The organism is Saccharopolyspora sp. NPDC045839 (assembly GCF_056431645.1).
This window is the reverse complement of the sequence record NZ_JBWKKH010000003.1, coordinates 67,619-87,926: the sequence shown is the minus strand read 5'-3', so window position 1 is coordinate 87,926 and position 20,308 is coordinate 67,619. Positions and strand designations below refer to the sequence as shown.

At 68.4% G+C, this 20,308-nt stretch carries 16 protein-coding genes; 10 read left to right on the top strand and 6 right to left on the bottom strand.

What is annotated here, in order from left to right; genetic code table 11:
* Positions 1-56 precede the first annotated feature (56 nt).
* The 5 genes from AC07EQ_RS06020 to AC07EQ_RS06000 all read left to right on the top strand — a co-directional run bounded on the left by AC07EQ_RS06020 (position 57) and on the right by AC07EQ_RS06000 (position 6,561).
* Positions 57-1,349, top strand: a complete 1,293-nt coding sequence (locus AC07EQ_RS06020; protein WP_478386816.1) for a glutamine synthetase family protein — start codon at positions 57-59, stop codon at positions 1,347-1,349.
* Positions 1,339-2,478 (top strand): amidohydrolase family protein, encoded by a 1,140-nt coding sequence (locus AC07EQ_RS06015; RefSeq protein ID WP_478386815.1) that lies wholly within the window; start codon positions 1,339-1,341, stop codon positions 2,476-2,478. The genes AC07EQ_RS06020 and AC07EQ_RS06015 overlap by 11 nt, the downstream gene beginning before the upstream one ends.
* Positions 2,471-3,691, top strand: coding sequence for a M20 metallopeptidase family protein (locus AC07EQ_RS06010; RefSeq protein ID WP_478386814.1), 1,221 nt, complete (start codon positions 2,471-2,473; stop codon positions 3,689-3,691). The genes AC07EQ_RS06015 and AC07EQ_RS06010 overlap by 8 nt, the downstream gene beginning before the upstream one ends.
* A gap of 55 nt (positions 3,692-3,746) precedes the next feature.
* Complete coding sequence (rocD, locus tag AC07EQ_RS06005) at positions 3,747-4,988, top strand: ornithine--oxo-acid transaminase (protein WP_478386813.1); 1,242 nt, start codon at positions 3,747-3,749, stop codon at positions 4,986-4,988.
* Positions 4,989-5,226: 238 nt separating this feature from the next.
* Positions 5,227-6,561, top strand: a complete 1,335-nt coding sequence (locus tag AC07EQ_RS06000; RefSeq protein ID WP_478386812.1) for a Glu/Leu/Phe/Val family dehydrogenase — start codon at positions 5,227-5,229, stop codon at positions 6,559-6,561.
* Between the two features lie 16 nt (positions 6,562-6,577).
* On the opposite strand, the gene AC07EQ_RS05995 is transcribed toward AC07EQ_RS06000, so the two are convergent.
* On the bottom strand, positions 6,578-6,703 hold the full coding sequence (locus tag AC07EQ_RS05995) for a hypothetical protein (protein ID WP_478386811.1): 126 nt from the start codon (positions 6,701-6,703) through the stop codon (positions 6,578-6,580).
* Positions 6,704-6,859: 156 nt separating this feature from the next.
* On the bottom strand, positions 6,860-7,537 hold the full coding sequence (locus AC07EQ_RS05990) for a GntR family transcriptional regulator (RefSeq protein ID WP_478386810.1): 678 nt from the start codon (positions 7,535-7,537) through the stop codon (positions 6,860-6,862).
* A 113-nt stretch (positions 7,538-7,650) separates the two neighbouring features.
* Here AC07EQ_RS05990 and AC07EQ_RS05985 point away from each other — a divergent pair, with 113 nt between their 5' ends.
* Positions 7,651-10,497 carry an FAD-binding and (Fe-S)-binding domain-containing protein gene (locus tag AC07EQ_RS05985; protein WP_478386809.1) on the top strand — a complete coding sequence of 949 codons (2,847 nt, stop codon included), beginning with the start codon at positions 7,651-7,653 and terminating at the stop codon, positions 10,495-10,497.
* Positions 10,498-10,601: 104 nt separating this feature from the next.
* Here the strand turns inward: AC07EQ_RS05985 and AC07EQ_RS05980 are convergent, their stop codons facing one another.
* Entirely contained in the window at positions 10,602-11,966 is a 1,365-nt protein-coding gene (locus tag AC07EQ_RS05980) for an aspartate aminotransferase family protein (RefSeq protein WP_478386808.1), read from the bottom strand.
* A 264-nt stretch (positions 11,967-12,230) separates the two neighbouring features.
* Between AC07EQ_RS05980 and ald the strand changes: the two genes are divergently transcribed.
* The 4 genes from ald (at position 12,231) to AC07EQ_RS05960 (ending at position 16,690) form a co-directional block, all read left to right on the top strand.
* Positions 12,231-13,346, top strand: a complete 1,116-nt coding sequence (gene ald / locus AC07EQ_RS05975) for an alanine dehydrogenase (protein ID WP_478386807.1) — start codon at positions 12,231-12,233, stop codon at positions 13,344-13,346.
* A gap of 132 nt (positions 13,347-13,478) precedes the next feature.
* Positions 13,479-14,951: a MocR-like pyridoxine biosynthesis transcription factor PdxR gene (gene pdxR, locus AC07EQ_RS05970; RefSeq protein ID WP_478386806.1), complete on the top strand. Its 1,473-nt coding sequence runs from the start codon at positions 13,479-13,481 to the stop codon at positions 14,949-14,951.
* 124 nt (positions 14,952-15,075) lie between these two features.
* Positions 15,076-15,780, top strand: a complete 705-nt coding sequence (locus AC07EQ_RS05965; RefSeq protein ID WP_478386805.1) for a phosphonatase-like hydrolase — start codon at positions 15,076-15,078, stop codon at positions 15,778-15,780.
* Positions 15,781-15,799: 19 nt separating this feature from the next.
* Positions 15,800-16,690 carry an EamA family transporter gene (locus AC07EQ_RS05960; RefSeq protein WP_478386804.1) on the top strand — a complete coding sequence of 297 codons (891 nt, stop codon included), beginning with the start codon at positions 15,800-15,802 and terminating at the stop codon, positions 16,688-16,690.
* 35 nt (positions 16,691-16,725) lie between these two features.
* Here AC07EQ_RS05960 and AC07EQ_RS05955 read toward each other — a convergent pair whose 3' ends face one another.
* The 3 genes from AC07EQ_RS05955 to AC07EQ_RS05945 are packed head-to-tail and all read right to left on the bottom strand — an operon-like array spanning position 16,726 to position 20,266.
* Complete coding sequence (locus AC07EQ_RS05955; RefSeq protein WP_478386803.1) at positions 16,726-18,432, bottom strand: cobaltochelatase CobT-related protein; 1,707 nt, start codon at positions 18,430-18,432, stop codon at positions 16,726-16,728.
* The gene (locus tag AC07EQ_RS05950) at positions 18,429-19,397 is read right to left on the bottom strand and encodes an AAA family ATPase (RefSeq protein ID WP_478386802.1); all 969 of its coding nucleotides are present in this window, start codon (positions 19,395-19,397) and stop codon (positions 18,429-18,431) included. The genes AC07EQ_RS05955 and AC07EQ_RS05950 overlap by 4 nt, the downstream gene beginning before the upstream one ends.
* Positions 19,398-19,408: 11 nt before the next feature.
* Positions 19,409-20,266: an IclR family transcriptional regulator gene (locus AC07EQ_RS05945; RefSeq protein ID WP_478386801.1), complete on the bottom strand. Its 858-nt coding sequence runs from the start codon at positions 20,264-20,266 to the stop codon at positions 19,409-19,411.
* Between the last annotated feature and the right edge of the window lie 42 nt (positions 20,267-20,308).

Genomic DNA, 20,308 nt, shown 5'->3' with positions numbered 1-20,308 from the left:
ATGTAATACATGTTTCGGTTTCGGGGTCATTCACGCGAGGCTGGTGAGGCATACCCATGGAATCGACCGTGTTCGTCGCGACCTGCGATCTGGCTGGGCTGATGCGCGGCAGGGCAGTCCCGGATACCGAGCACGACAGCGTGCTGCGCCGGGGAGTTGGCTGGGTTCCAGCCGACCTCGCCCTGACCTGTTTCGGCCCCATCGCCGAGAACAACGTGTTCGGCTCTGTCGGGGATCTGCGCCTGATGCCTGACCATGAGACCGGGGTTCTGATCCCGGAAACCGGCACCCATCCCGGCGTCCACGTACTCCTCGCCGATCAGACCTCGCTCGACGGCGCGGCATGGGAATGCGACCCGCGCACCTTCGCTCGTACCGCCCTCGCCGAGTTGCGCGAGCGAGCAGGGCTGGAGATCGTCGCTTCGTTCGAGCACGAGTTCATGGTCGACTGCGTGGAACCGACGGCGCCGTTCTCGTTCCATCGCTACCGCGGCATCGAGCCCTTTGGATCCGCACTCGTCCAGCTCCTCGCCCAGACCGGTCTCCAGCCGGAGACCTGGCTGCCCGAGTTCGGCGAGAACCAGTTCGAAGTCACGCTCAAGCCCAGTACCGCCCTCGTCGCGGCGGATCGCGCCGTACTGCTCAAGGAGATCGTCCGCGACCTCGCCCGCAGGCACGGCCGCCGGGTCACATTCGCCCCACTGCCGGACGCGGACGGAAGCGGGAACGGCGTGCATGTGCATCTGTCCCTGCGGGATGCGGCCAGCGGCCAGCCCGTCCTCTTCGACGAGCACCGGCCCGGTCGGCTGGCCGACGTCGGTGCCCGATTCGCCGCCGGCATCCTCGCGCATGCCCGGGCCCTCACCGCGATCACTGCTCCCAGCCCGTCCTCGTTCCTGCGGTTGAGGCCAAATCGCTGGAGCACAGGCGGGGTCTTCCTCGCCGAGCGCAACCGCGAAGCACTGCTACGCATCTGCCCGACGAGCACGGTGGGTGGCGCGCACCCCGCGCAACAACTGAACCTCGAGTACCGCGCTGCGGACGCGACCGCAAATCCCTGGCTGGTGCTTGGGGTCCTCGTCCGCGCCGGTCTTGAGGGCATCCTCGGCGACAGCGAGCTGCCGACGGTGTGGCCGGAGGAGACGACCGCGGAGCAGCTCGCCGATGTCCCCCCTCTCCCCGCCGACCTCCCAGAGGCACTCGACGAGCTGGAGAAGGACGACGTCGTCCGGCAATGGTTTGCCCCTGCTCTGTTCCAGACCCATCTCGATGTCAAACGCGCCGAGCTCGCTCTGATGGACGGGCTCACCGTCGCCCAGGTCTGCCGGAAGGTGGCCAGTGTCTACTGATCTGCGCACTCAGCTCGTCGATATCCCGTTGGTCGACCACCACGTTCACGGGCCACTGCGGGACCGAGTCTCGCGCGCCGACTTCGAGCTGCTGATCACCGAGTCGGACCGCCCGGTGCCGTCGTGGATGACCCAGTTCGATTCCCAGATCGGATTCGCGCTGCGCCGGCACTGCGCGCCCCTGCTCGGCCTGCCCGCGCGGGCGAGCGCAGCGGAGTACTGGTCGGCCCGGTCCGAGCTCGTCCCCGACGAGCTGACCCGGCGCTTCCTGAATGCCAGTGGGACATTCCACTGGCTGATCGAGACCGGCTACTGCGGCGAACAGATCCTGGAACCCGGCGAGCTTCGGCACCACGTGAACGGGCGGGTGGACGAGATCGTCCGCTTGGAATCCGTCCTGGAGTCCGTGGGGAGCGGAAGCACGGCGGCCGGCCTCGCCGCGGCGTTCCGGGATGAGCTCGCGCGCCGCACCGCGGCCGCGGTCGGACTGAAGAGCATCGTGGCGTACCGCTACGGTTTCGACTTCGACCCCGAACCCCCGTCCGGGGTCGAGGTACTGCGTGCTGCCGGGCGGTGGCTGCGGAGCATCGAATCCGGTGCGGACGTGCGCGTGGTCGACCCGGTTCTGCTGCGGATGCTGTTGTGGGAGGGCGTCCACACCGGACTACCTCTGCAACTGCACGCGGGCTACGGCGATCCCGACGTCGAACTGCACCGCTGCGACCCGCTCTTGCTCACCCGCTGGCTCAAGGCCATCGAGGGATCCGGCACTGACGTGTTGTTGTTGCATTGCTATCCGTTCCACCGCAACGCCGGGTATCTCGCCCAAGTGTTCGGCCACGTCTACTTCGATGTCGGTCTCGGCATCAACTACACCGGAGCGCGCTCCGCCGCGGTCATCGCCGAGAGCCTGGAACTGGCACCCTTCGCCAAGGTTCTCTACTCGTCCGACGCCTGGGGACCGCCAGAACTGCACTTCCTCGGGGCCGTGCTCTTTCGCCGGGGCATGGCTGCGGCGCTGAGCCGGTGGGTTGAGGAAGGGGAGTGGTCACAACAAGATGCGGTGCGAGTGGCCAAGATGATCGGTCGTGAGAACGCCGTTCGGATCTACGGGCTGGGCGATGAGTGACCACGCGCGGCTGCTCGCCGCCCTCGCCGATGAGCTCCCGGCAGCCCGGGCTCTTCGCCGCAGGCTGCACGTGGCCCCGGACCTCTCCGGGCACGAGGCCGCGACCCGCGATGCCGTCCTTGCCGCACTGCCCGAGGGCACCGCGTCCGTCTACACCGCGCACACTGGCGCCGTTGCCCGAATCGGCGGCCCCGGCCCTGCGGTCGGCATGCGCGGGGAACTGGACGCGCTTGCGGTCGACGAGTCGACCGGCATCGTGTGGGCGTCCGCCCGGCCGGGCGTGATGCACGCGTGCGGGCACGACACCCACCTCGCCGCAGTCACGGCCGTTGCCCGTGCCGTGCACGAAGTCGGCGGTCCAGCCCCTCTGCTACTGGTGCTCCAGCCTCGAGAGGAGTCGTATCCGTCCGGCGCGCAGGACATCGTCGACAGCGGCGTGCTCACCGCCCAGGACTGTCGCGCCATGATCGGCGCCCACGTCCAACCCGTTCTCGCGCCAGGTGTCGTCGCCTGCGTCCCAGGCGGGGTCAACGCCTCCTCGGACGAGTTCGAGATCACAGTGGAGGGCGAGTCCGGGCACGCAGCCTATCCGCACCTCGCTCGTGATCCGGTGCTCGCGCTGTCACAGATCATCGTCGCTTTGCAGAGCGTGGTGAGCAGGTCGGTGGACCCGATGGAGCCAGCGGTCGTCGGCGTTTCCTCGCTGCAGGCGGGCAGTGCCGCCAACGTCGTGCCGGGGATCGCCCGCGCCTGCGGGACGATCAGGGCGTTGTCGACCACAACGCGAGAACTGCTCCACCACCGGGTGAGCGATGTGGTCGAGGGCGTCGCTCGAGCCCACAACTGCGGCGCGAAGGTGACCTTCACCCACGGTGAGCCGGTGCTCGAGAACGACCCCGAGCTGGCCGAACGAGTGTCCAGTCACCTCGAGTACGCCGGCCTCCAGGTCTCAGACACCTTGCGATCAGTCGGCGCGGACGATTTTTCCTACTACGCCGAGCACATCCCTTCGCTGATGATGTTCGTCGGCATCGATACCGATCAACCCCTGCACAGCAACACCTTCCTGCCCGGCGACGACGATGTGGCACGCGTAGCGCGCTCTCTGCTCGCCGGCTACCTCGGCGCCGCCGAGCGCCTGACCGACGCGTCCGGCCTGGCCGGCTGCGTGTCACGCACAGCGCCTGCACCCCCGAGACAGGGCTTTGAATGACTTTCCGCGGTTCTCGAACAGCGGCCCGATGAAACCGATGAAGCAAGGAACTTCCATGTCAGCACTCGAATCGCCGGCTCCTTTCCCGGGTTCCGCCACCAACGCCGACGCCGTCACGCTCGCCGAGGCGGTGGTCGCGCACAACTATCATCCATTGCCCGTCGTCATCGCCGAAGCTGCCGGTTCCTGGGTGACCGACGTCGAGGGAAAGCGATATCTCGACTGCCTTGCCGGGTACTCCGCACTCAACTTCGGCCACGGTCATCCCACGCTCCTGGCTGCTGCGCGGAAGCAGCTGGAGCGCGTGACGTTGACCAGCAGGGCATTCCACAACGACAGGCTCGGCCCCTTCTGCCGGGACCTCGCCGCGCTCGCGGGCAAGGATCTCGTGCTGCCGATGAACACCGGTGCGGAGGCGGTGGAAACCGCGCTCAAAGTAGCCCGCAAATGGGGGTACTCGGTCAAGGGCATTCCAGCGGACATGGCCAACATCGTGGTGGCACAGGAAAACTTCCACGGACGGACCACGACGATCGTCGGCTTCTCCAGCGATCCGGTCGCACGGACGGGGTTCGGTCCGTTCACCCCCGGCTTCCGGGCCGTCCCGCACGGCGACATCGCGGCACTCGAGAACGCCGTGGACGAGAACACCGCGGCCGTGTTGATCGAGCCAGTCCAGGGTGAGGCCGGTGTGCTCGTGCCGCCCGCCGACTACCTGCGACAGGTCCGGGATCTCTGCACGCGGAGCAACGTGCTCTTCGTGGCGGACGAGGTCCAGTCCGGGCTCGGTCGCACCGGCGCCACGTTCGCCTGCGATCACCAAGAGGTCGTTCCCGACATCTACATCCTCGGCAAGGCATTGGGCGGCGGTGTCGTGCCGGTCTCCGCCGTCGTGGCCGATCACGACGTGCTCGGCGTTATCCAACCCGGCAACCACGGCTCCACATTCGGTGGCAACCCGCTCGCTGCCGCCGTCGGACACGCCGTAGTCGGCCTGCTCGAAACGGGGGAGTACCAACGTCGTGCCAGGGTTCTGGGCGAGCGGCTGAACGTGCAGCTGCAGGAGCTGGTGGGCAGTGGCGTCGCGGCCGTGCGGACCCATGGCCTTTGGGCAGGGATCGATATCGAGCCCGGTCTGATGACTGGACGTCAGGTATGCGAGCGGCTAGCGAGCCGGGGCGTTCTGGCCAAGGACACCCACGGATCGACGGTGCGCCTGGCACCCCCACTGGTCATCGAGGAATCGGAGCTCAACTGGATGGTCGAGCAGTTCGCCGCCGTCTTGTCAGGGGTGTAGAAGCCGACGTCCTGCTGCCACGGGGACGGGGAGTCCGCATTAACGGCGATGGGCGGCCGGCAACCCGCGGCCGCCGCCACACCTGGCTCGCCTACCGCGAATTCGGCCGCGCCACCGCTGACAATTCACCCGCCACACCGGCGTCGCGAGCCCGAACCTCCCCGCTCCGCTGCGCCACTGGAGTTCTTCCACTTGTCCCGGCGATACACCAGAACCCAATCCTCCAAAGGAGTTCGCCATGACATCCATCACGGAACGACCACACGCCGCGCCGAGACCGTCCACGCGGACATGTGCCGACAATGTGGTCGCACCGGCCGTCGGCGGCAGGGAAACAGCCCGATCCGCCGCCTTGTCCCAGCTCGCCCATGCAGCCCGGATCCTGGAGCTGGACGATGGTCTGCACGCGATCCTCGCCACGCCGCGTCGATCGCTGTCGGTGTCGGTGCCGCTGCAACGGGAGGACGGCACCGTGCAGGTCCTGCAGGGCTATCGAGTCCAGCACAACCTCGCCCGTGGACCGGCTAAGGGCGGACTCCGTTTCCACCCGGCGACAGATCTCGACGAGGTCACCGCGTTGGCGATGTGGATGACGTGGAAATGCGCGGTGGTCGGCATTCCGTACGGCGGAGCCAAAGGAGGTGTCGCCGTCGACCCAACGGCCTTGACCCCCCGCGAGCTCGAAAGGGTCACCCGCCGCTACGCGAGTGAAATCATGCCCCTGCTCGGCCCCGAACGTGATATTCCCGCGCCTGATGTGGGTACCGATGAGCAGACCATGTCCTGGATCATGGATACCTACTCGGTCAACGCCGGACATTCCGTGCCTGGCGTTGTCACCGGCAAGCCGTTGCCGCTGGGCGGTTCCCCCGGCCGTCGCGGTGCCACATCGCGCGGGGTCGTGATCAGCGCCCTGTCTGCGCTGCGGGACCTCGGCCGTGACCCGAAGGAGTGCACAGCCGCAGTCCAGGGCTTCGGCAAGGTCGGTGCTCTGGCGGCTCAGTATCTCGCCGAGGCGGGGATCCGCGTCGTCGCGGTATCGGATGTCAGTGGAGGCTGCTATCGCGGAGACGGACTCGACATCGGCTTGCTGCGCGACTACGTTGCCGGCGGAGCCCCGGGCGTTGGAGATTTCCCCGGCGCAGAGCCAATGGGCCACGCCGATCTACTCGCGCTGGACGTCGACGTGCTCGTGCCGGCCGCCCTCGACGGCGTGATCACCGGCGCCAACGCCGACCAGGTGAAGGCCGGCCTCATCGTCGAAGGCGCCAACGGCCCGACCACCCCGGCAGGCGATGCCATCCTCGCTGACCGGGGCATCCTGGTCGTGCCGGACATCCTCGCCAATGCCGGCGGCGTCGCCGTGTCCTACCTGGAGTGGGTGCAGAACCTCCAGGCCTATCCCTGGAACGAGAACGATGTGCAGGTTCGCCTGCGCGACCTGATGAACAACGCCTACGACACCGTGGCCGCCACCAGCCGTGCCCGCGGCATCACGCTGCGGCAAGCTGCGCACGTCGTCGGCGTGGGTCGCGTGGCCGATTCTGTACGCCTTCGTGGGATTTACCCCTGACCACCCGAGGAGCGCGTCACTGACCGCTGGCGAGCGAGACTGCCAGTACGAAACCGCCATGCGGATCGCGCCGGCCGCCGATCCGGACCAACACGAGCCGCTCGACATACGTCGACGCGATCGGCTCGATGGCATCCTCCACGAGTACCACCACGCAGCATGACCCGCACGGATACGGTTTCCGGCAAGTGCGGGGCTGGTGTAACCGCGGTGCTGACAGGCCGGTGTGCTTCTTGTCCGCGCATTCGCCCGTCGCTCGACCCGGGGCGGTCGATCTGGCAAGAGCTGGGATCTTCGCTCACGTGCTTTCCGGCCCCAGCCACTCCCGGAGTTCGGTGCGGTCGTCGGGGAGCAGGAGCTCAGCGGTGTTGAGCAGGTGGTCGCGCATGGTCCGGGCGGCCAGTTCGCGGTCGCCCGCACGGACCGCGGCGGATATTTCTTCGTGTTCGGCGAGGATCTGCGCCGGGCTGCGTCCACTGGGGATGGTTCGACGACCCTGCAGCGAGATCGCGTCGCGCAGCCCGGCGACGAACTCCGCCAGCCGCTCGTTGCCGCTGGCCCGCAGGATGACGTCGTGGAACGCGCGGTCGGCGGCGAAGAATGCCTCGCGGTCGTCCTGGCGGGCCGTCATCTCGGCCAGCGCAGCGTCGAGGTCGGCCACCGGGAACGCCGGCTGTCCCGCGGCGCGCCCGGCGGCCGGCGGTTCCAGCAGCAGTCGCAGGGTGAAGACCTCGTTGATGTCCTTGTCGGTGCTGGTGAGGATCCGCGCGCCGCGGTTGCGTTCGATGCGCACCAGGCCCGCGTTGGCGAGCTTCAGCAGCGCCTCGCGCACGGGAGTGCGGGAGACGCCGAAGCGCTCGCCGAGTTCCTGCGCGGAGTAGAGGCGTCCTGGCGCGAGCTCGCCGTTGCGGATTGCGTCGCGCACCGCGACGGCTAGCCGCTCGCTCTTGGTGAGCTCCTCGGGCAACCGCTCCACTGTGTCCCTCCAACCGCTGCCTCTGATCGTAGTCAGGCGGCGGACCGCTTCCCCCTCGGCATCGTGGAATGTAACATGCAACTGTTGCATGCAACTTGCCTGGAGGTGTGCTCATGGCGGTCGAGGCGTCGGCGCTGCAAGAGAAGCTCGAAGCCGAGCTGCCCGGTTTGGTGCGCGCGGATCTGACGACTCGGGCGGCGTACGCGTCGGATGCCTCGATCTACCGGCAGGTTCCGATCGCGATCGTCGAGCCGCGCTCGGCAGCGGACGTCGCGGTCGTCGTGCGGTTGGCCGCCGCGGCTGGTGTGCCGGTGACGGCTCGCGGTGGCGGGACTTCGGTCGCGGGCAACGCCATCGGGCGTGGCGTCGTGCTCGACTTCTCCCGGAGGATGAACAAGATCCTCGAGATCGACCCGCTGGGACGTACCGCCCGGGTGCAGCCGGGCGTGGTGCTCGACGATCTGCGTGCCGCAGCGAGCGAGCACGGGCTCACCTTCGGGCCGGATCCCTCCACCCACTCCCGATGCACCATCGGCGGGATGATCGGCAACAACGCCTGCGGCTCCCACTCGGTGGCCTGGGGCACGACCGCGGACAACGTCATCGAGCTGCGGATGGTCCGCGCCGATGGCAGCGAGTTGACCGTCACCGGCTCCACCAGCGGCGACGCCGAGGTGGACGCGCAGCTGCGTGGGCTGGTGCGCGACAATCTCGCGCTGCTGCGCACCGAGTTGGGGCGGTTCGGGCGGCAGGTCTCGGGGTATGGGCTGCACCACCTGCTGCCGGAGAGCGGGTTCGACGTCGCCAAAGCACTGGTGGGTAGCGAAGGCACTTGCGGGCTGATCGCCGAGGCCACGGTGCGGCTGGTGGAAACCCCGGCGGCCCGCGCCCTGCTGGTGCTCGGCTTTCCCGACGTCTACTCGGCCGCCGAGGTCGCGCCGGAGCTGGCTGCGGCCGGCGCGATGACTGTTGAAGGCATGGGTGCGGACTTGCTCGCGGCGTTGCGTTCGCGCCCGGGCAGGGCCAACGCTGGGGATGTCCTGCCCGCCGGTCAGGCGTGGCTGTACTGCGAGACCGGAGGGGAATCGCTCGCTGAAGCCGCGGAGCGGGCGCACGAGCTGGGACGCCTGGCCGCCGAGCGCATCGACGGGGCAACGTCGCTGGTGGTGACCGATCCGGCGGCGACCCGCTCGCTGTGGCGGATCCGGGAATCGGGTGCAGGTATCGTCACCCGGCTCGCCGACGGTGGCGAGGCCTGGCCGGGCTGGGAGGACTCCGCCGTGCCGCCGCAGAACCTGGCCGCTTACCTGCGCGATCTGTACGCGCTGTTGGGCGATCATGGTCTGCGTGGTGTGCCGTTCGGGCACTTCGGGGAAGGCTGCCTGCACCTGCGAGTGGACTTCGAGCTCGGCACCGAGGAAGGTCTCGCCGGGTACCGGTCGTTCATCACCGAAGCGGCCGAGGTCGTCGTCGCGCACGGCGGTTCGGTGTCCGGCGAGCACGGTGACGGACGGGCCCGTTCTGAGCTGCTCGACATCATGTACTCGCAGCCGATGCTGGACTGCTTCGCCGCGTTCAAGCACATCTTCGACCCGCAGGGGACGCTTAACCCCGACGTGCTGGTCGACCCGGCACCGATCGACGCCGCAGTGCGGCCCGGACCCGGGCACCGCGCGCTGGAGGTGACACCCGTGCATGCGCTGCACCGGGATCGGGGATCGTTCGCCGCAGCGGTCAACCGATGCGTCGGGGTCGGTGCGTGCCGGTCGTTGGACACCGGCAGCATGTGCCCGTCGTTCAAGGCCACGCGCGACGAGGTGCACTCCACGCGCGGCCGGGCTCGGGTGCTTGCCGAAATGCTGCGCGGCGAGTCCATTTCGGATGGTTGGCGGTCGGAGGAGACGCGGGAAGCGCTGGATCTGTGCCTGTCCTGCAAGGCGTGCGCCAACGACTGCCCGGTCAACGTGGACATGGCCACCTACAAGGCGGAGTTCCTGCACCACCACTACGCGGGGCGGCTGCGGCCGGCGGCGCACTATTCGATGGGTTGGCTGCCGTTGTGGGCCAAGCTGATCACCTCGGTGCCAGGCCTCGCCTCGGCGACCAACTCGTTGCTGTCGAAACGCCCGGTGGCGGTGCTGGTCAAGCGGCTCGGCGGGATCGAACCGCGCCGCGAGATGATCCGGTTCGCGCCGCGGTCGCTGTCGCGGTGGCTGCGGCGGCGTCCGTCACGCGGTTCGCGGACCGTCGTGCTCTGGCCGGACACGTTCACCAACTTCCTCAGCCCGGACGTCGGGCAAGCGGCCGTCGAAGTGCTGGAAGCAATGGGATATCGGGTGGTGCTGCCCGACGGTTTCGTGTGCTGCGGACTGACCTGGCACTCGACCGGCCAGCTGAACACCACCCGGTGGGTGCTTGAGAGGTCGTTGGCATCGCTCGCACCGCACCTGGCCGCCGGCCGAACGGTCATCGGGCTGGAACCGTCCTGCACGGTGATGCTGCGCGACGAGGCGACCGAACTGCTGCCGGAAGATCCGCGGGCCCAACGCCTCGCGGCGCAGACGCGGACGTTCGCCGAGTTCGTCGCCGCGCACGACGGCCCGTGGCCGTTCGGGCTGCTCGACGTGCATGCGGTGTCGCAGGTGCACTGCCATCAGGAAGCCAAGGGCTCCTACGACCCGGACCGCGAAGTGCTCGCCCGCGTCGGTGTCGACACCGATGTGATCGCATCCGGCTGCTGTGGTCTGGCGGGCAACTTCGGCTTCGAGCGCGGCCACTGGGACGTCTCCCAAGCCTGCGCCGAGCAGGAGCTCTACCCGGCGGTCTGCGCAGCAGACCCCGAAGACCTGGTCCTGGCCGACGGCTTCTCCTGCCGCACGCAAATCGCCCAAGGCACCGACCGCGACGGCCTCCACCTGGCCCAAGTGCTGCGCGAGGCCCTGCGACGCCAGGGCCGGTGAGCCTTCGGTCCGCAACGGGCGCTTCGGTTTTCGGTTCGCCGCGTGTGGAGAATGCGTCGAGCGGCCGGCAAGTACCCTTGCCGGCCGCTCGACAGTTCGAGTGATCAGCGAGCCACGGCGCTCTCGACGTCGGAGAGCATGCCGTCGATGCCCGAGAGCAATTCGCCGATGATCTCGCCGTCCGCGATCAGCGGCGGGGACACCATGATCATGGTCGCGCCTCGGTCGTCGCCGCGCAGGATCACGCCGGTGCGGCGGAAGGACTCCGGCAGGACCTCCCGGAGCACCCTGGCCGATTCCTCGTCGGTCAGTTCGCGCCCGGAGTCCCGGTCCGCCATCAGCTCGATCGCGTAGAAGTACCCGGTACCGCGGACGTCCTTGACGCAACGGTGGCCGCTCTGCAGGGCATCCAGGCCGGCGCGCAGATCAGGGCCTCGCTCTTCCACATTGGACAAGACGGATTCTTCTTGCATGGCCTTGATCGTCGCGACGGCGACCGCCGTGGCGACCGGGTGCCCACCCCACGTCGCGCCGTGGGTGAACCCGGTTCCGCCGTGGTCGAACAGCTTCTCGATCAGGGGTTCGCGGATGATCACGCCGCCCAGCGGGGCGTAACCGGAGGTGGATCCCTTGGCGAACGTGATGAGGTCGGGGACGATGCCGAACCGGGCGCTGCCGAACCAGTCGCCAATGCGGCCGAAGGAGCAGATCACCTCGTCGGAGACCAGCAGGATGCCGTGCTCGTCGCAGATCCTGCGCAGTTCCTGCCAGTAGCCGTCCGGCGGGACGAGCGCCCCGCGACCGTTCTGCACCGGCTCGGCGAAGATCGCGGCGATGGTCTCGGCGCCCTCCTCCTCGATGACCTGCTCGATCGCGCGCACGGGCGCCAACTCGTCGGCAGGCCCGCAGTCGCCGAGGAGGCCGTGCGTGTTCGGGACGTGCCGGATGCCGTCCAGCAGTGGGCCGAACGGCTCGCGGATCTTCGGCAGGCCGGTGACGGACAGGGCGCCCATCGTGGTGCCGTGGTACGCCATCTGCCGGCTGATGATCTTGGTCCGCTGCGGCTGCCCGTTGCTGCGGTGGTACTGGCGCACGAACTTCAGCGCGCTCTCGACCGCCTCGGAACCGGAGTTGACGAAGAACGTCGTGTTGAGGTCACCCGGCGCGAGCTCGGCGATCAGGGAAGCCGCTTCGATCGACGGCGGGTGCGCGGAGCCCCAGTTCGTCGAATAGGGCAGCAATCCCATCTGCTTCGTCGCCGCGGCCACGATGTCGCTGCGGCTGTGCCCGAGGTTGACGCAGAACAGGCCCGCCAGCCCGTCGAGGAAGCGACGCCCGTCGCTGTCGAACAGGTGGCACCCTTCGCCGCGCACGAACACGGGCAGTTCGCCGGATCGCCACTGGGCTCCGCGGGTGAAATGCGGTCCGAGGTGTCGACGAGCTTTGTCCCTGAACTCTGCGGTGTCCACGCTTCCTCCTTCGGTCTGCGGGGGATCGGCCTGGCGCCGGTGCACCCTGTCTGGTCCCGACGATGCAGCCCGGACGGGGCTGGACGGCAGGTCCAGAACGGGCGGGAATGGCAGGACCAGCCGCGGACATCGGCGGGAACTCCGGACTGGACCCATCGAGATGGGCGCCACTGGCCCTTCTCACGGTGCCAGCGCCGGCCCCAACCTCTGTTCACCGAGCTCGCCCGGCGGCGAGCAGCACAACGGGGTTGACGGGAGTGGCAGATGAGGATCGGTGTTCCACGGGAGCTGAAGAACCACGAGTACCGGGTGGCGGTGACGCCGGCAGGCGTGCACGAGTTCACCGCGTGCGGTCACGAGGTCTTCGTCGAGCGCGGGGCGGGCGCCGGCTCGGCGATCCGCGACGAGGACTACATCGCGGCGGGGGCGAAGGTGGTGGATGCGGCCGATGATGTGTGGGCGACGGCCGAGCTCGTGCTCAAGGTCAAGGAACCGATCGCCGAGGAGTACGGCCGGATGCGGCCGGACCAGGTGTTGTTCACCTACCTGCACCTGGCGGCCGGCGAGGAATGCACCCAGGCGCTGCTGGACTCCGGCATCACCGGTGTCGCGTACGAGACGGTCCAGTTGCCGGACGGATCGCTGCCGCTGCTGTTCCCGATGAGCGAAGTCGCCGGACGGCTGGCGCCGTTCGTCGGCGCGCAGGCGCTGATGCGGGCCAACGGCGGTCGAGGCACGTTGCTGGGCGGTGTCTCCGGCGTCCACCCGGGGCGGGTCGCGGTGCTCGGTGCGGGCGTGGCCGGTATGAACGCGGTCGCGGTCGCCGCCGGTGCTTGGGCCGACGTGGAGCTGCTCGACAAGAACGTGGACAAGTTGCGCGCCGCCGACCGCATGTACCAGGGACGGATCCGCACCACCACGTCCAACCGCTACGAGGTCGAGCGCGCAGTCACCGAGGCCGATCTCGTCATCGGCGCGGTGCTCATCCCCGGTGCGAAGGCGCCGAAGCTGGTCACCAACGAGCTGGTGTCGCGGATGAAGCCCGGCAGCGTGCTGGTGGACATCTCGGTGGACCAGGGAGGTTGTTTCGAGGACTCCCGGCCCACCACGCACGACGACCCGGTCTTCCCGGTGCACGACTCGCTGTTCTACTGCGTGGCGAACATGCCGGGTGCGGTGCCGAACACCTCGACGCACGCGCTCACCAACGTCACGCTGCCGTACGCGCTGGAGATCGCCAACCGCGGGTTGCGAAAAGCTGTGGAGGCCCGGCCTGAGCTGGCGGGTGGCGTGAGCACCGTGGCGGGACAGCTGACCAATGAGCACGTGGCGAACGCCTTCGGTCGCGAGTTCACCCGGGCAGAGCAGCTGCTGGGCTGAGCGGCGCGACCACGAGAGTGGGCGACCGTGCCCCACGGGCTCCTGCGCGGGACCTTGAGGAACGCTCTAGCCGTGGGGCACCTGCAGCGCTACTGTTCCACCACTCCCGGGTGAACATCTGTGGGAGGGAAGATGCCGCGAACGTTGATCGAAGTGGATCGGTCGTCCGACGAGCCCTTGTACCAGCAGGTGCGGCGGGCGATCGAGCACGGCATCGCGGTCGGCACCTTCGACCCGTTGCACCGGCTGCCGAGCTCGCGCGAACTGTCCGAGGAGCTGGGCGTCTCGCGGAACACGATCAGCCTGGCCTACCAGGAGTTGATCGCCGAAGGATACGTCCACAGCGAGGAGCGCCGCGGGCTGTTCGTCAACTCCGAGATGCGTCAGCAGTGCCATGCCCAGATGCGCGACACCGCGCCGCGCATCGACTGGTCCCAGCGGATCCGCCGTGCCCCGGACGCCGACGTCCCGCACATCGAGAAGCGCACGGATTGGCACCAGTACCCGTATCCGTTCCTGGCGGGGCAGGTCGACGTGACCGCGTTCCCGTCCCGGTCGTGGTCGCGCTGCCTGCGTGATGCGCTGTTCCACCCGCACATCTACCAGAGCCTGCAGGACAGCGTGGGCTCCGACGATCCGATGCTGGTGGACATGATCTGCCGTCACCTGTTGCCTGCCCGCGGCATCGAGGCGAGCCCGGACGAGGTGCTGGTGACGGTGGGATCGCAGCAGGGCCTGGACCTGCTCGGCCGGACGCTGCTCGGGCCGGGGCAGACCGTGATGATCGAGGACCCCGGCTACCTCGATGCCCGGCACATCTTCCTGCGAGCCGGGGCGGATGTGCGGTGCCACCGCGTCGACCACGCCGGTCTGCAGCCTCCCAAGTCGTTGCAGGGCACGAACCTGCTGTACCTGACGCCGAGCCACCACCACCCGACCAACGTGACGTTGAGCATCGGTCGTCGCCGCCAACTGCTGCAACTGGCTGCCGAGAGCGGCACGGTCGTGGTGGAGGACGACTACGACAGCGAGTTCCGCTACCAGGGCAGGCCGACACCGGCGCTGAAGGCGCTGGACAGCACTGGGGACGCCGTCTACCTCGGGACGTTCTCCAAGTTCCTCTCGCCGGGTCTGCGGCTGGGGTACCTGGTGGGGCCCGCACCGCTGGTCGCGGAGCTGCGGCAGGTCCGCCGCTACGTTTGCCGGCATCCGTCCGGCCACTTGCAGCGCGCGCTGGCCATGCTCGTCGAAACGGGGGAGTACCACCGTTCGCTTCGCCGCTACCGCTCGAAGCTGATGGGCAAGTGGGAAGCCGTGTGCGAGGCCGTGAACCGCTACCTGCCGTGGCAGGAAGCCGCGTTCCCACCAGGCGGCGTGAGCTTGTGGATGACCGGACCACCCGACCTGGACTGCCGCAGGCTCGTCGAGCGGGCCGAGGAGCACGGGATCCTCATCGAACCGGGGGACATCTTCTTCTTCGATCCGGAACGCGGGCGCAACCACTTCCGCATCGGCTTCTCGGCGGTACCACTGCGCTCCATCGACGACGGCATCCGATTGCTCGCGGAGGTCGCCGGCGGAGTGCTGGCCGAGCGCGTCGACTGACGCTGGTACTCGTTTCCGGACCGCATCTGGGCCTGCCGGCGGCTGCTGCCCCGGAGTTGAATCCTTCGCGGAACGCGCGGCGTCGACCGGATCGAAGCGCCCGAAGGCGATGGGAGTTGACGTGATGGATCAGATCGAGCTGGTGGTGCTGGACATGGCCGGCACCACGGTGCGCGACGACGGCCTTGTGGCGAAAGCGTTCGACGATGCCTTGCGCGAATCCGGTGTCCACAAGGGAACAGAAGAGTTCGCGGACGCCCACCGGCACGTCCGGGACACCATGGGGCAGTCGAAGATCGAGGTGTTCCGCACGCTGTTCGCCGGCGATGAAAGCCGTGCCCAGCAAGCGAACGGCGCCTTCGAGAGCAGCTACGACGCCCTGGCCGCGCGTCGCTGCGAACCGGTGCCGGGCGCTGAGGAAGCCGTGCGGTTGCTGCGGGACAACGGCATCCGGACGTGCCTGAGCACCGGGTTCTCGAAACCGACCAGGGAACGCTTGCTGGACCGCCTTGGGTGGAGTGATCTCGCGGATCTCGTGCTGTGCCCGGAGGAATCCGGGAGGGGACGTCCCTTCCCCGACATGATCCTGACCGCTGTCCTTCGCCTCGGGATCAGCGATGTGCGGGCCGTCGCGGTTGCCGGCGACACGGCCTACGACATGCTGGCCGGGCGTCGGTCGGGCGCGTCCGTGGTCGCCGGAGTCCGCACGGGATCGCACGATGCGAACGCACTCCTCGCAGGTGGTGCCACCCACGTCCTCGCATCGGTGGCCGATCTGCCCGGTCTGCTGGGGATCGGGCAGCAGACCCGTCGGCTGCGAACCGGATGACGAGGAGGCTCGAGCAGGAGTGGAGTCGCAGGAGGCTCGCGGCAGTTCTCGGATGCGAGTAGCCCGGGGCCTGGCGCGTGTACCGGCGCCGGGCCTTGTGCTCGGCGGCATCGTGGGCCTGCAGTGCGGCGCAGCGGTCGCGACGGACCTCTTTCCCGTCGTCGGTGTCGCGGGAGTCGTGTCGCTGCGCCTCTCCTTCGCGGCGGTTCTGTTGTTGCTCTGGTGGCGACCTGGCGTCCGGTACGACCGGCGGACCTGGGGCCTCGTCCTGTTGGCGGGTAGCGCGCTCACTGTTCACCACATCGCCTTCTTCGAGGCAGTGGCCAGGGTGCCGCTCGGTATCGCCACGTCCGTGGAGTTCCTGGGTCCGCTGGCCGTGGCGCTCGTGGGCTCTCGCCGAGTCTTGGACGTCCTGTGGGCGTTGCTGGCGGCCGTTGGCGTCTTCGCATTGACGGGTGACGGTGGAAACGTGACGGGTAGTGGCTTGCTGTTCGCCGGCGTTGCCGGGTTCTGCTGGGGGCTTTACATCGTCGTGTCGGCAACGCTCGTTCGGCGGTTGGGCGATTCAAGGGGGTTGGCCTTGGCGATGTGCTGGGGGGCTGTTCTCACCTTGCCCTACGGGGTCGGCCAGGCGGGCAACGCATTGTTCAGCCTCAGCGTGCTTGCCTTGGGCATGGTGGTGGCATTGCTGTCCAGCGTGTTGTCCTATTCGCTTCAGATGGAAGCGCTGAGAAGGATGTCCCGCGGTTCGTTCGGCGTGCTTGCCAGCTTGGAACCGGCTGCGGGTGCGCTCGTGGGGTTGGTCCTGCTCGGTCAGGTCCTCAGCGCTGAACAGACCCTTGGTGTCGCGGCTGTCGTCGTGGCTTCGCTCGGTGCCACGCACGCGAGGACCCGGCGCCGTACCTCCTGACCCGGGGAGAACGAGCTCGACCGGCTCCCGGTGCATCACGACCGCCGGTCGCCGGCGATCATTCCGAGGATCTCGCGGAACACGTCGTTGCCCGGTCCGCGGGACAGGTCCAGGGCGTGGGAGCGGCGGTAGAAGGGGCTCAGGTCGAGGCCGACGCCAAGGCCGCAGATCTGAGCCGAACCGGCGAGTTCCTCTTGCCGGACGACGTTTTTGAGATGGTTGTCCAGGTAACACCGGTCGTTGGTCAGGCTGGTCGCGCTGTCCATCGGGCTGCCGTCGGAGAGCACGATCAGCAGCCGCCGTTGCTCGGATCGGCCGACCATGCGTCGGCAGGCCCAGGTCACCGCTTCGCCGTCCACGCCTTCCCGGAACAGGTCGGCCTTCAGCAGCCCCGCGATGCCGGGGCGCGCCCGTCGCCAAGACGTGTCGGCGTCCTTGAAGACGAGGTGGCACAACTCGTTGAGACGCCCCGGATGCGGCGGTCGTCCGCTGCGGCGCCAATCGCGCAGCGCGCGGCCGCCGTTCCACGCGCCGGTCGTGAATCCCAGGATCTCGCTGCTCGCCCCGACCAGCTCCAGCGCGCGGGCGAACACGTCGACGATCACCGCGATCGACTCGATGTGCTCCCTCATCGACCCGGAGCAGTCGATCAGGAAGGACACCAGGCAGTTCGCCGCCGGTTCGACCCGTTCGGTGCGGAACAACCGGCGCTCGGTCGGGGACGCGACGAGCTGGGCCAGGCGGCGACCGTCCACGTGCCCTTCCTCCTGGCCACCGTTCCAGCCGTCGCGGGACGGATCAGCGAGCAGCACCTTCAGCTGGCGGGTCAGGCGGGGAACGTTCACGCCCTGTTCCGCGATTCGCCGGTCGAGCCGTTGGCGGTACTCCCGCAGCAGCTCTGCCCGAACGAGCGCGGGAACGGCGTGCTGCCGGTCATGAGCCGTGGTGAAAACGCGGTAGCCGTCGCCGGATTCCGCGAGGACGCGGCTGTGGCCGGTGGACGCCTGCGCGAACGTGTCGTCGGCATCGTCGTCCGAATCCAGGAACAACGGGAACCTGGCGTGTCCGTCGGCCTCCTCACTGTCGTGCCGGTCGTTCTCGTCGGCAGCGGCGAGCATGCCTCCTACGATGCGTGCGATGGCCAGCGCGTGCTCTGCGTATGCGGTCTGATCTTTGCGATGCCTTCGCAACCCGGCGAGGTCGTTGCCCAACGCTGGGGCGATGTCGAAGCGGGTGGCTTCCAGCAGGTCCTCGGTTTCGGCCACCACGGGCTGTCCGGTCACGCGGGATCGGCAGACCTGCGCCGTGGTGTAGAGGAGGATGCCGCGCGAGGTTTCGGTCATACCGGAGTGGTGGACGCCGAGCGACCACTGGACGTGCCGGTGGCGCAGGTTCGCGATGACACCAGGCAAGTCGGCCAGCGCCTCGACGCGGAACTGCTCCAGCATCTCGAAGATGAGTCGCTGCACCGGATCGGTGGGTTGCAGTCTGCGGTGGAGTTCTGCGTCCGAGTGCGTCAGACGCAGTGCCATTCCGTCCGCGGCACCCCGGAACGAGCCGAAATCGTCGTCTTCCAGCGACGGCTGCAAGTGCGGAGCGTGCAGCGGCAGGCGTTGGCGCCCGCGATGCAGGCGCCGCCCCCGGAAGTGCAGGTCCGGCTCGCCGCTGAGCGCGCGAACCGCAGCGGCGCAAAGCTCCTCGACCCGTTGCTGGCGCCGCGCGGCTGCTCTGGAGCCGCTCATGCCGGAGACAGCTGGTAGGACTCTGCCAGCTCGCGGTCGAAGCAGCGCTGGAAGTACTCCGCCACCAGCGGGCGTTCGGCCTCGTCGCACTTGTTCACGAAGGACAACCGGAACGCCAGCGCGGGGTCGTCGAACACTTCGACGTTCTCCGCCCAGGTGATCACCGTGCGGGGCGACATCAACGTCGACAGGTCCCCGGCGTTGAAACCGGCGCGGGTGAGGCCGGCGACGGCGACCATCGACGCGATCAGGTCCTCGTGCAGCTGCGGCGCTCGGCCTCGCACGATCGCGATTTCCTCCTCCGGCGGGAGGTAGTTCAACGATGCCACGATGTTCCAGCGGTCGATCTGCGCGTGGTTGAGGCGCTGCGCGCCGTGGTAGAGACCGTTGAGGTTGCCGAGTCCCAAGGTGTTCGCGGTAGCGAAGAGCCGGAAGTGCGGGTGCGGGCGCAGCACCCGGTTCTGGTCCATCAGCGTGAGCTTGCCGTCGCGCTCGAGGATCCGCTGGATCACGAACATGACGTCCGGGCGGCCTGCGTCGTACTCGTCGAAGATGAGCGCCACCGGGCGTTGCAGCGCCCAGGGGAGGATGCCCTCCTGGAACTCGGTCACCTGTTGCCCGTCGCGCAGCACCACCATGTCCCGGCCCACGAGGTCGAGGCGGCTGAGGTGGCCATCGAGGTTGACGCGCACGCACGGCCAGTTCAACCGGGCCGCCACCTGCTCGATGTGGGTCGATTTGCCGGTGCCGTGCAGTCCTTGCACGAGCACGCGCCGGTCCCTGGTGAACCCTGCCAGCAGCGCCAGCGTCACGTCGCGGTTGAACCGGTAGGCCTCGTCGATCTCGGGAACGTGCTCGTCGGGCTCGCTGAACGCCGGGACCACCATCTCGGAGTCGATGCCGAAAGCATCGCGCACGGAGACCTGGCGGTCCGGGCCGGGCAGGTCCGGTCGGGGCAAGGTCATGTCGTCACCAATCACGCCGGGGTATCGGTCGAGGCCGTGGAGCCTTCGGTCTCGATGCGGTAGATGGCTTCGGCGGCGCGCCGGAGCGCCGGGAGCAATTTCGGTGCATCCGTTGCGGTGAGCCGCATGACGGGTGCCTGAGCGGCCAGGCAGAGGTTGGAGCGCCCGCTGTCCGTTGGCACGAGCACGGCGGCGCAGACCAGCCCGGGCAGGAATTCTTCGTCGTCGATGGCGTAGCCGTCGCTGCGCACCCGCTTGAGTTCGACTTCCAGCTCATCGAGGTCCGTGATGGTCTTGGGCGTGTACTGCTTCAGGGGAGCGTGCGCCACGAGCTTGCGCCGTTGCGCGGGGCTGAACTGCGACAGGATCATCTTGCCGCTCGCGGAGCAGTGGGCCGGGACCCTCGAGCCGGGCCGCAGGTAGAACCGCAGCGGTTCGGGCGTTTCGACGCGGTCCAGGTACACCACCTCGTCGCCGGAAAGCGCGGTCACGTTGCAGCTTTCGCCGAGTTCCTCCACGAGATTGCGCAGGACCGCGTGCCGTGCACCGTGCTGGGTGGCGTTGAGCAGCAGGTTCTCGGCCAGTCGCCGCAGTCGGGCGCCCGTGCCGTAGTGCCGGCCGTCGCGTTGCCGAACCAGCAGGCCGCCGCTTTCGAGCTGCTGGAGCATGCGGTGCAAGGTCGGCTTGGGCATGCCGGTTTCCTCGACCAGGCCTTGCAGCGACACGAACTGGTCTTTGGAGGCGATCAGTTCGAGCAGCGCGAACAGGCGCAACGTGGGCGTTTCCCCGTTGAGCTCGACTGCGGCCTCGGTTCCGCGATTCTCGTCCATGATGCCCCCACTGTAGCCAAGTATCGGAAAACCGTACAAGACGTACCGGTTTCCTGGATTTCTATTGACCGCACCTGACGA

Coding starts and splice junctions, on each gene's coding strand:
- AC07EQ_RS06020 (WP_478386816.1), top strand. CDS start 57: ATGGAATCGACCGTGTTCGTCGCGACCTGCGATCTGGCTGGGCTGATG.
- AC07EQ_RS06010 (WP_478386814.1), top strand. CDS start 2,471: ATGAGTGACCACGCGCGGCTGCTCGCCGCCCTCGCCGATGAGCTCCCG.
- rocD (WP_478386813.1), top strand. CDS start 3,747: ATGTCAGCACTCGAATCGCCGGCTCCTTTCCCGGGTTCCGCCACCAAC.
- AC07EQ_RS06000 (WP_478386812.1), top strand. CDS start 5,227: ATGACATCCATCACGGAACGACCACACGCCGCGCCGAGACCGTCCACG.
- AC07EQ_RS05985 (WP_478386809.1), top strand. CDS start 7,651: ATGGCGGTCGAGGCGTCGGCGCTGCAAGAGAAGCTCGAAGCCGAGCTG.
- ald (WP_478386807.1), top strand. CDS start 12,231: ATGAGGATCGGTGTTCCACGGGAGCTGAAGAACCACGAGTACCGGGTG.
- pdxR (WP_478386806.1), top strand. CDS start 13,479: ATGCCGCGAACGTTGATCGAAGTGGATCGGTCGTCCGACGAGCCCTTG.
- AC07EQ_RS05965 (WP_478386805.1), top strand. CDS start 15,076: ATGGATCAGATCGAGCTGGTGGTGCTGGACATGGCCGGCACCACGGTG.
- AC07EQ_RS05955 (WP_478386803.1), bottom strand. CDS start 18,432: ATGAGCGGCTCCAGAGCAGCCGCGCGGCGCCAGCAACGGGTCGAGGAG.
- AC07EQ_RS05950 (WP_478386802.1), bottom strand. CDS start 19,397: ATGACCTTGCCCCGACCGGACCTGCCCGGCCCGGACCGCCAGGTCTCC.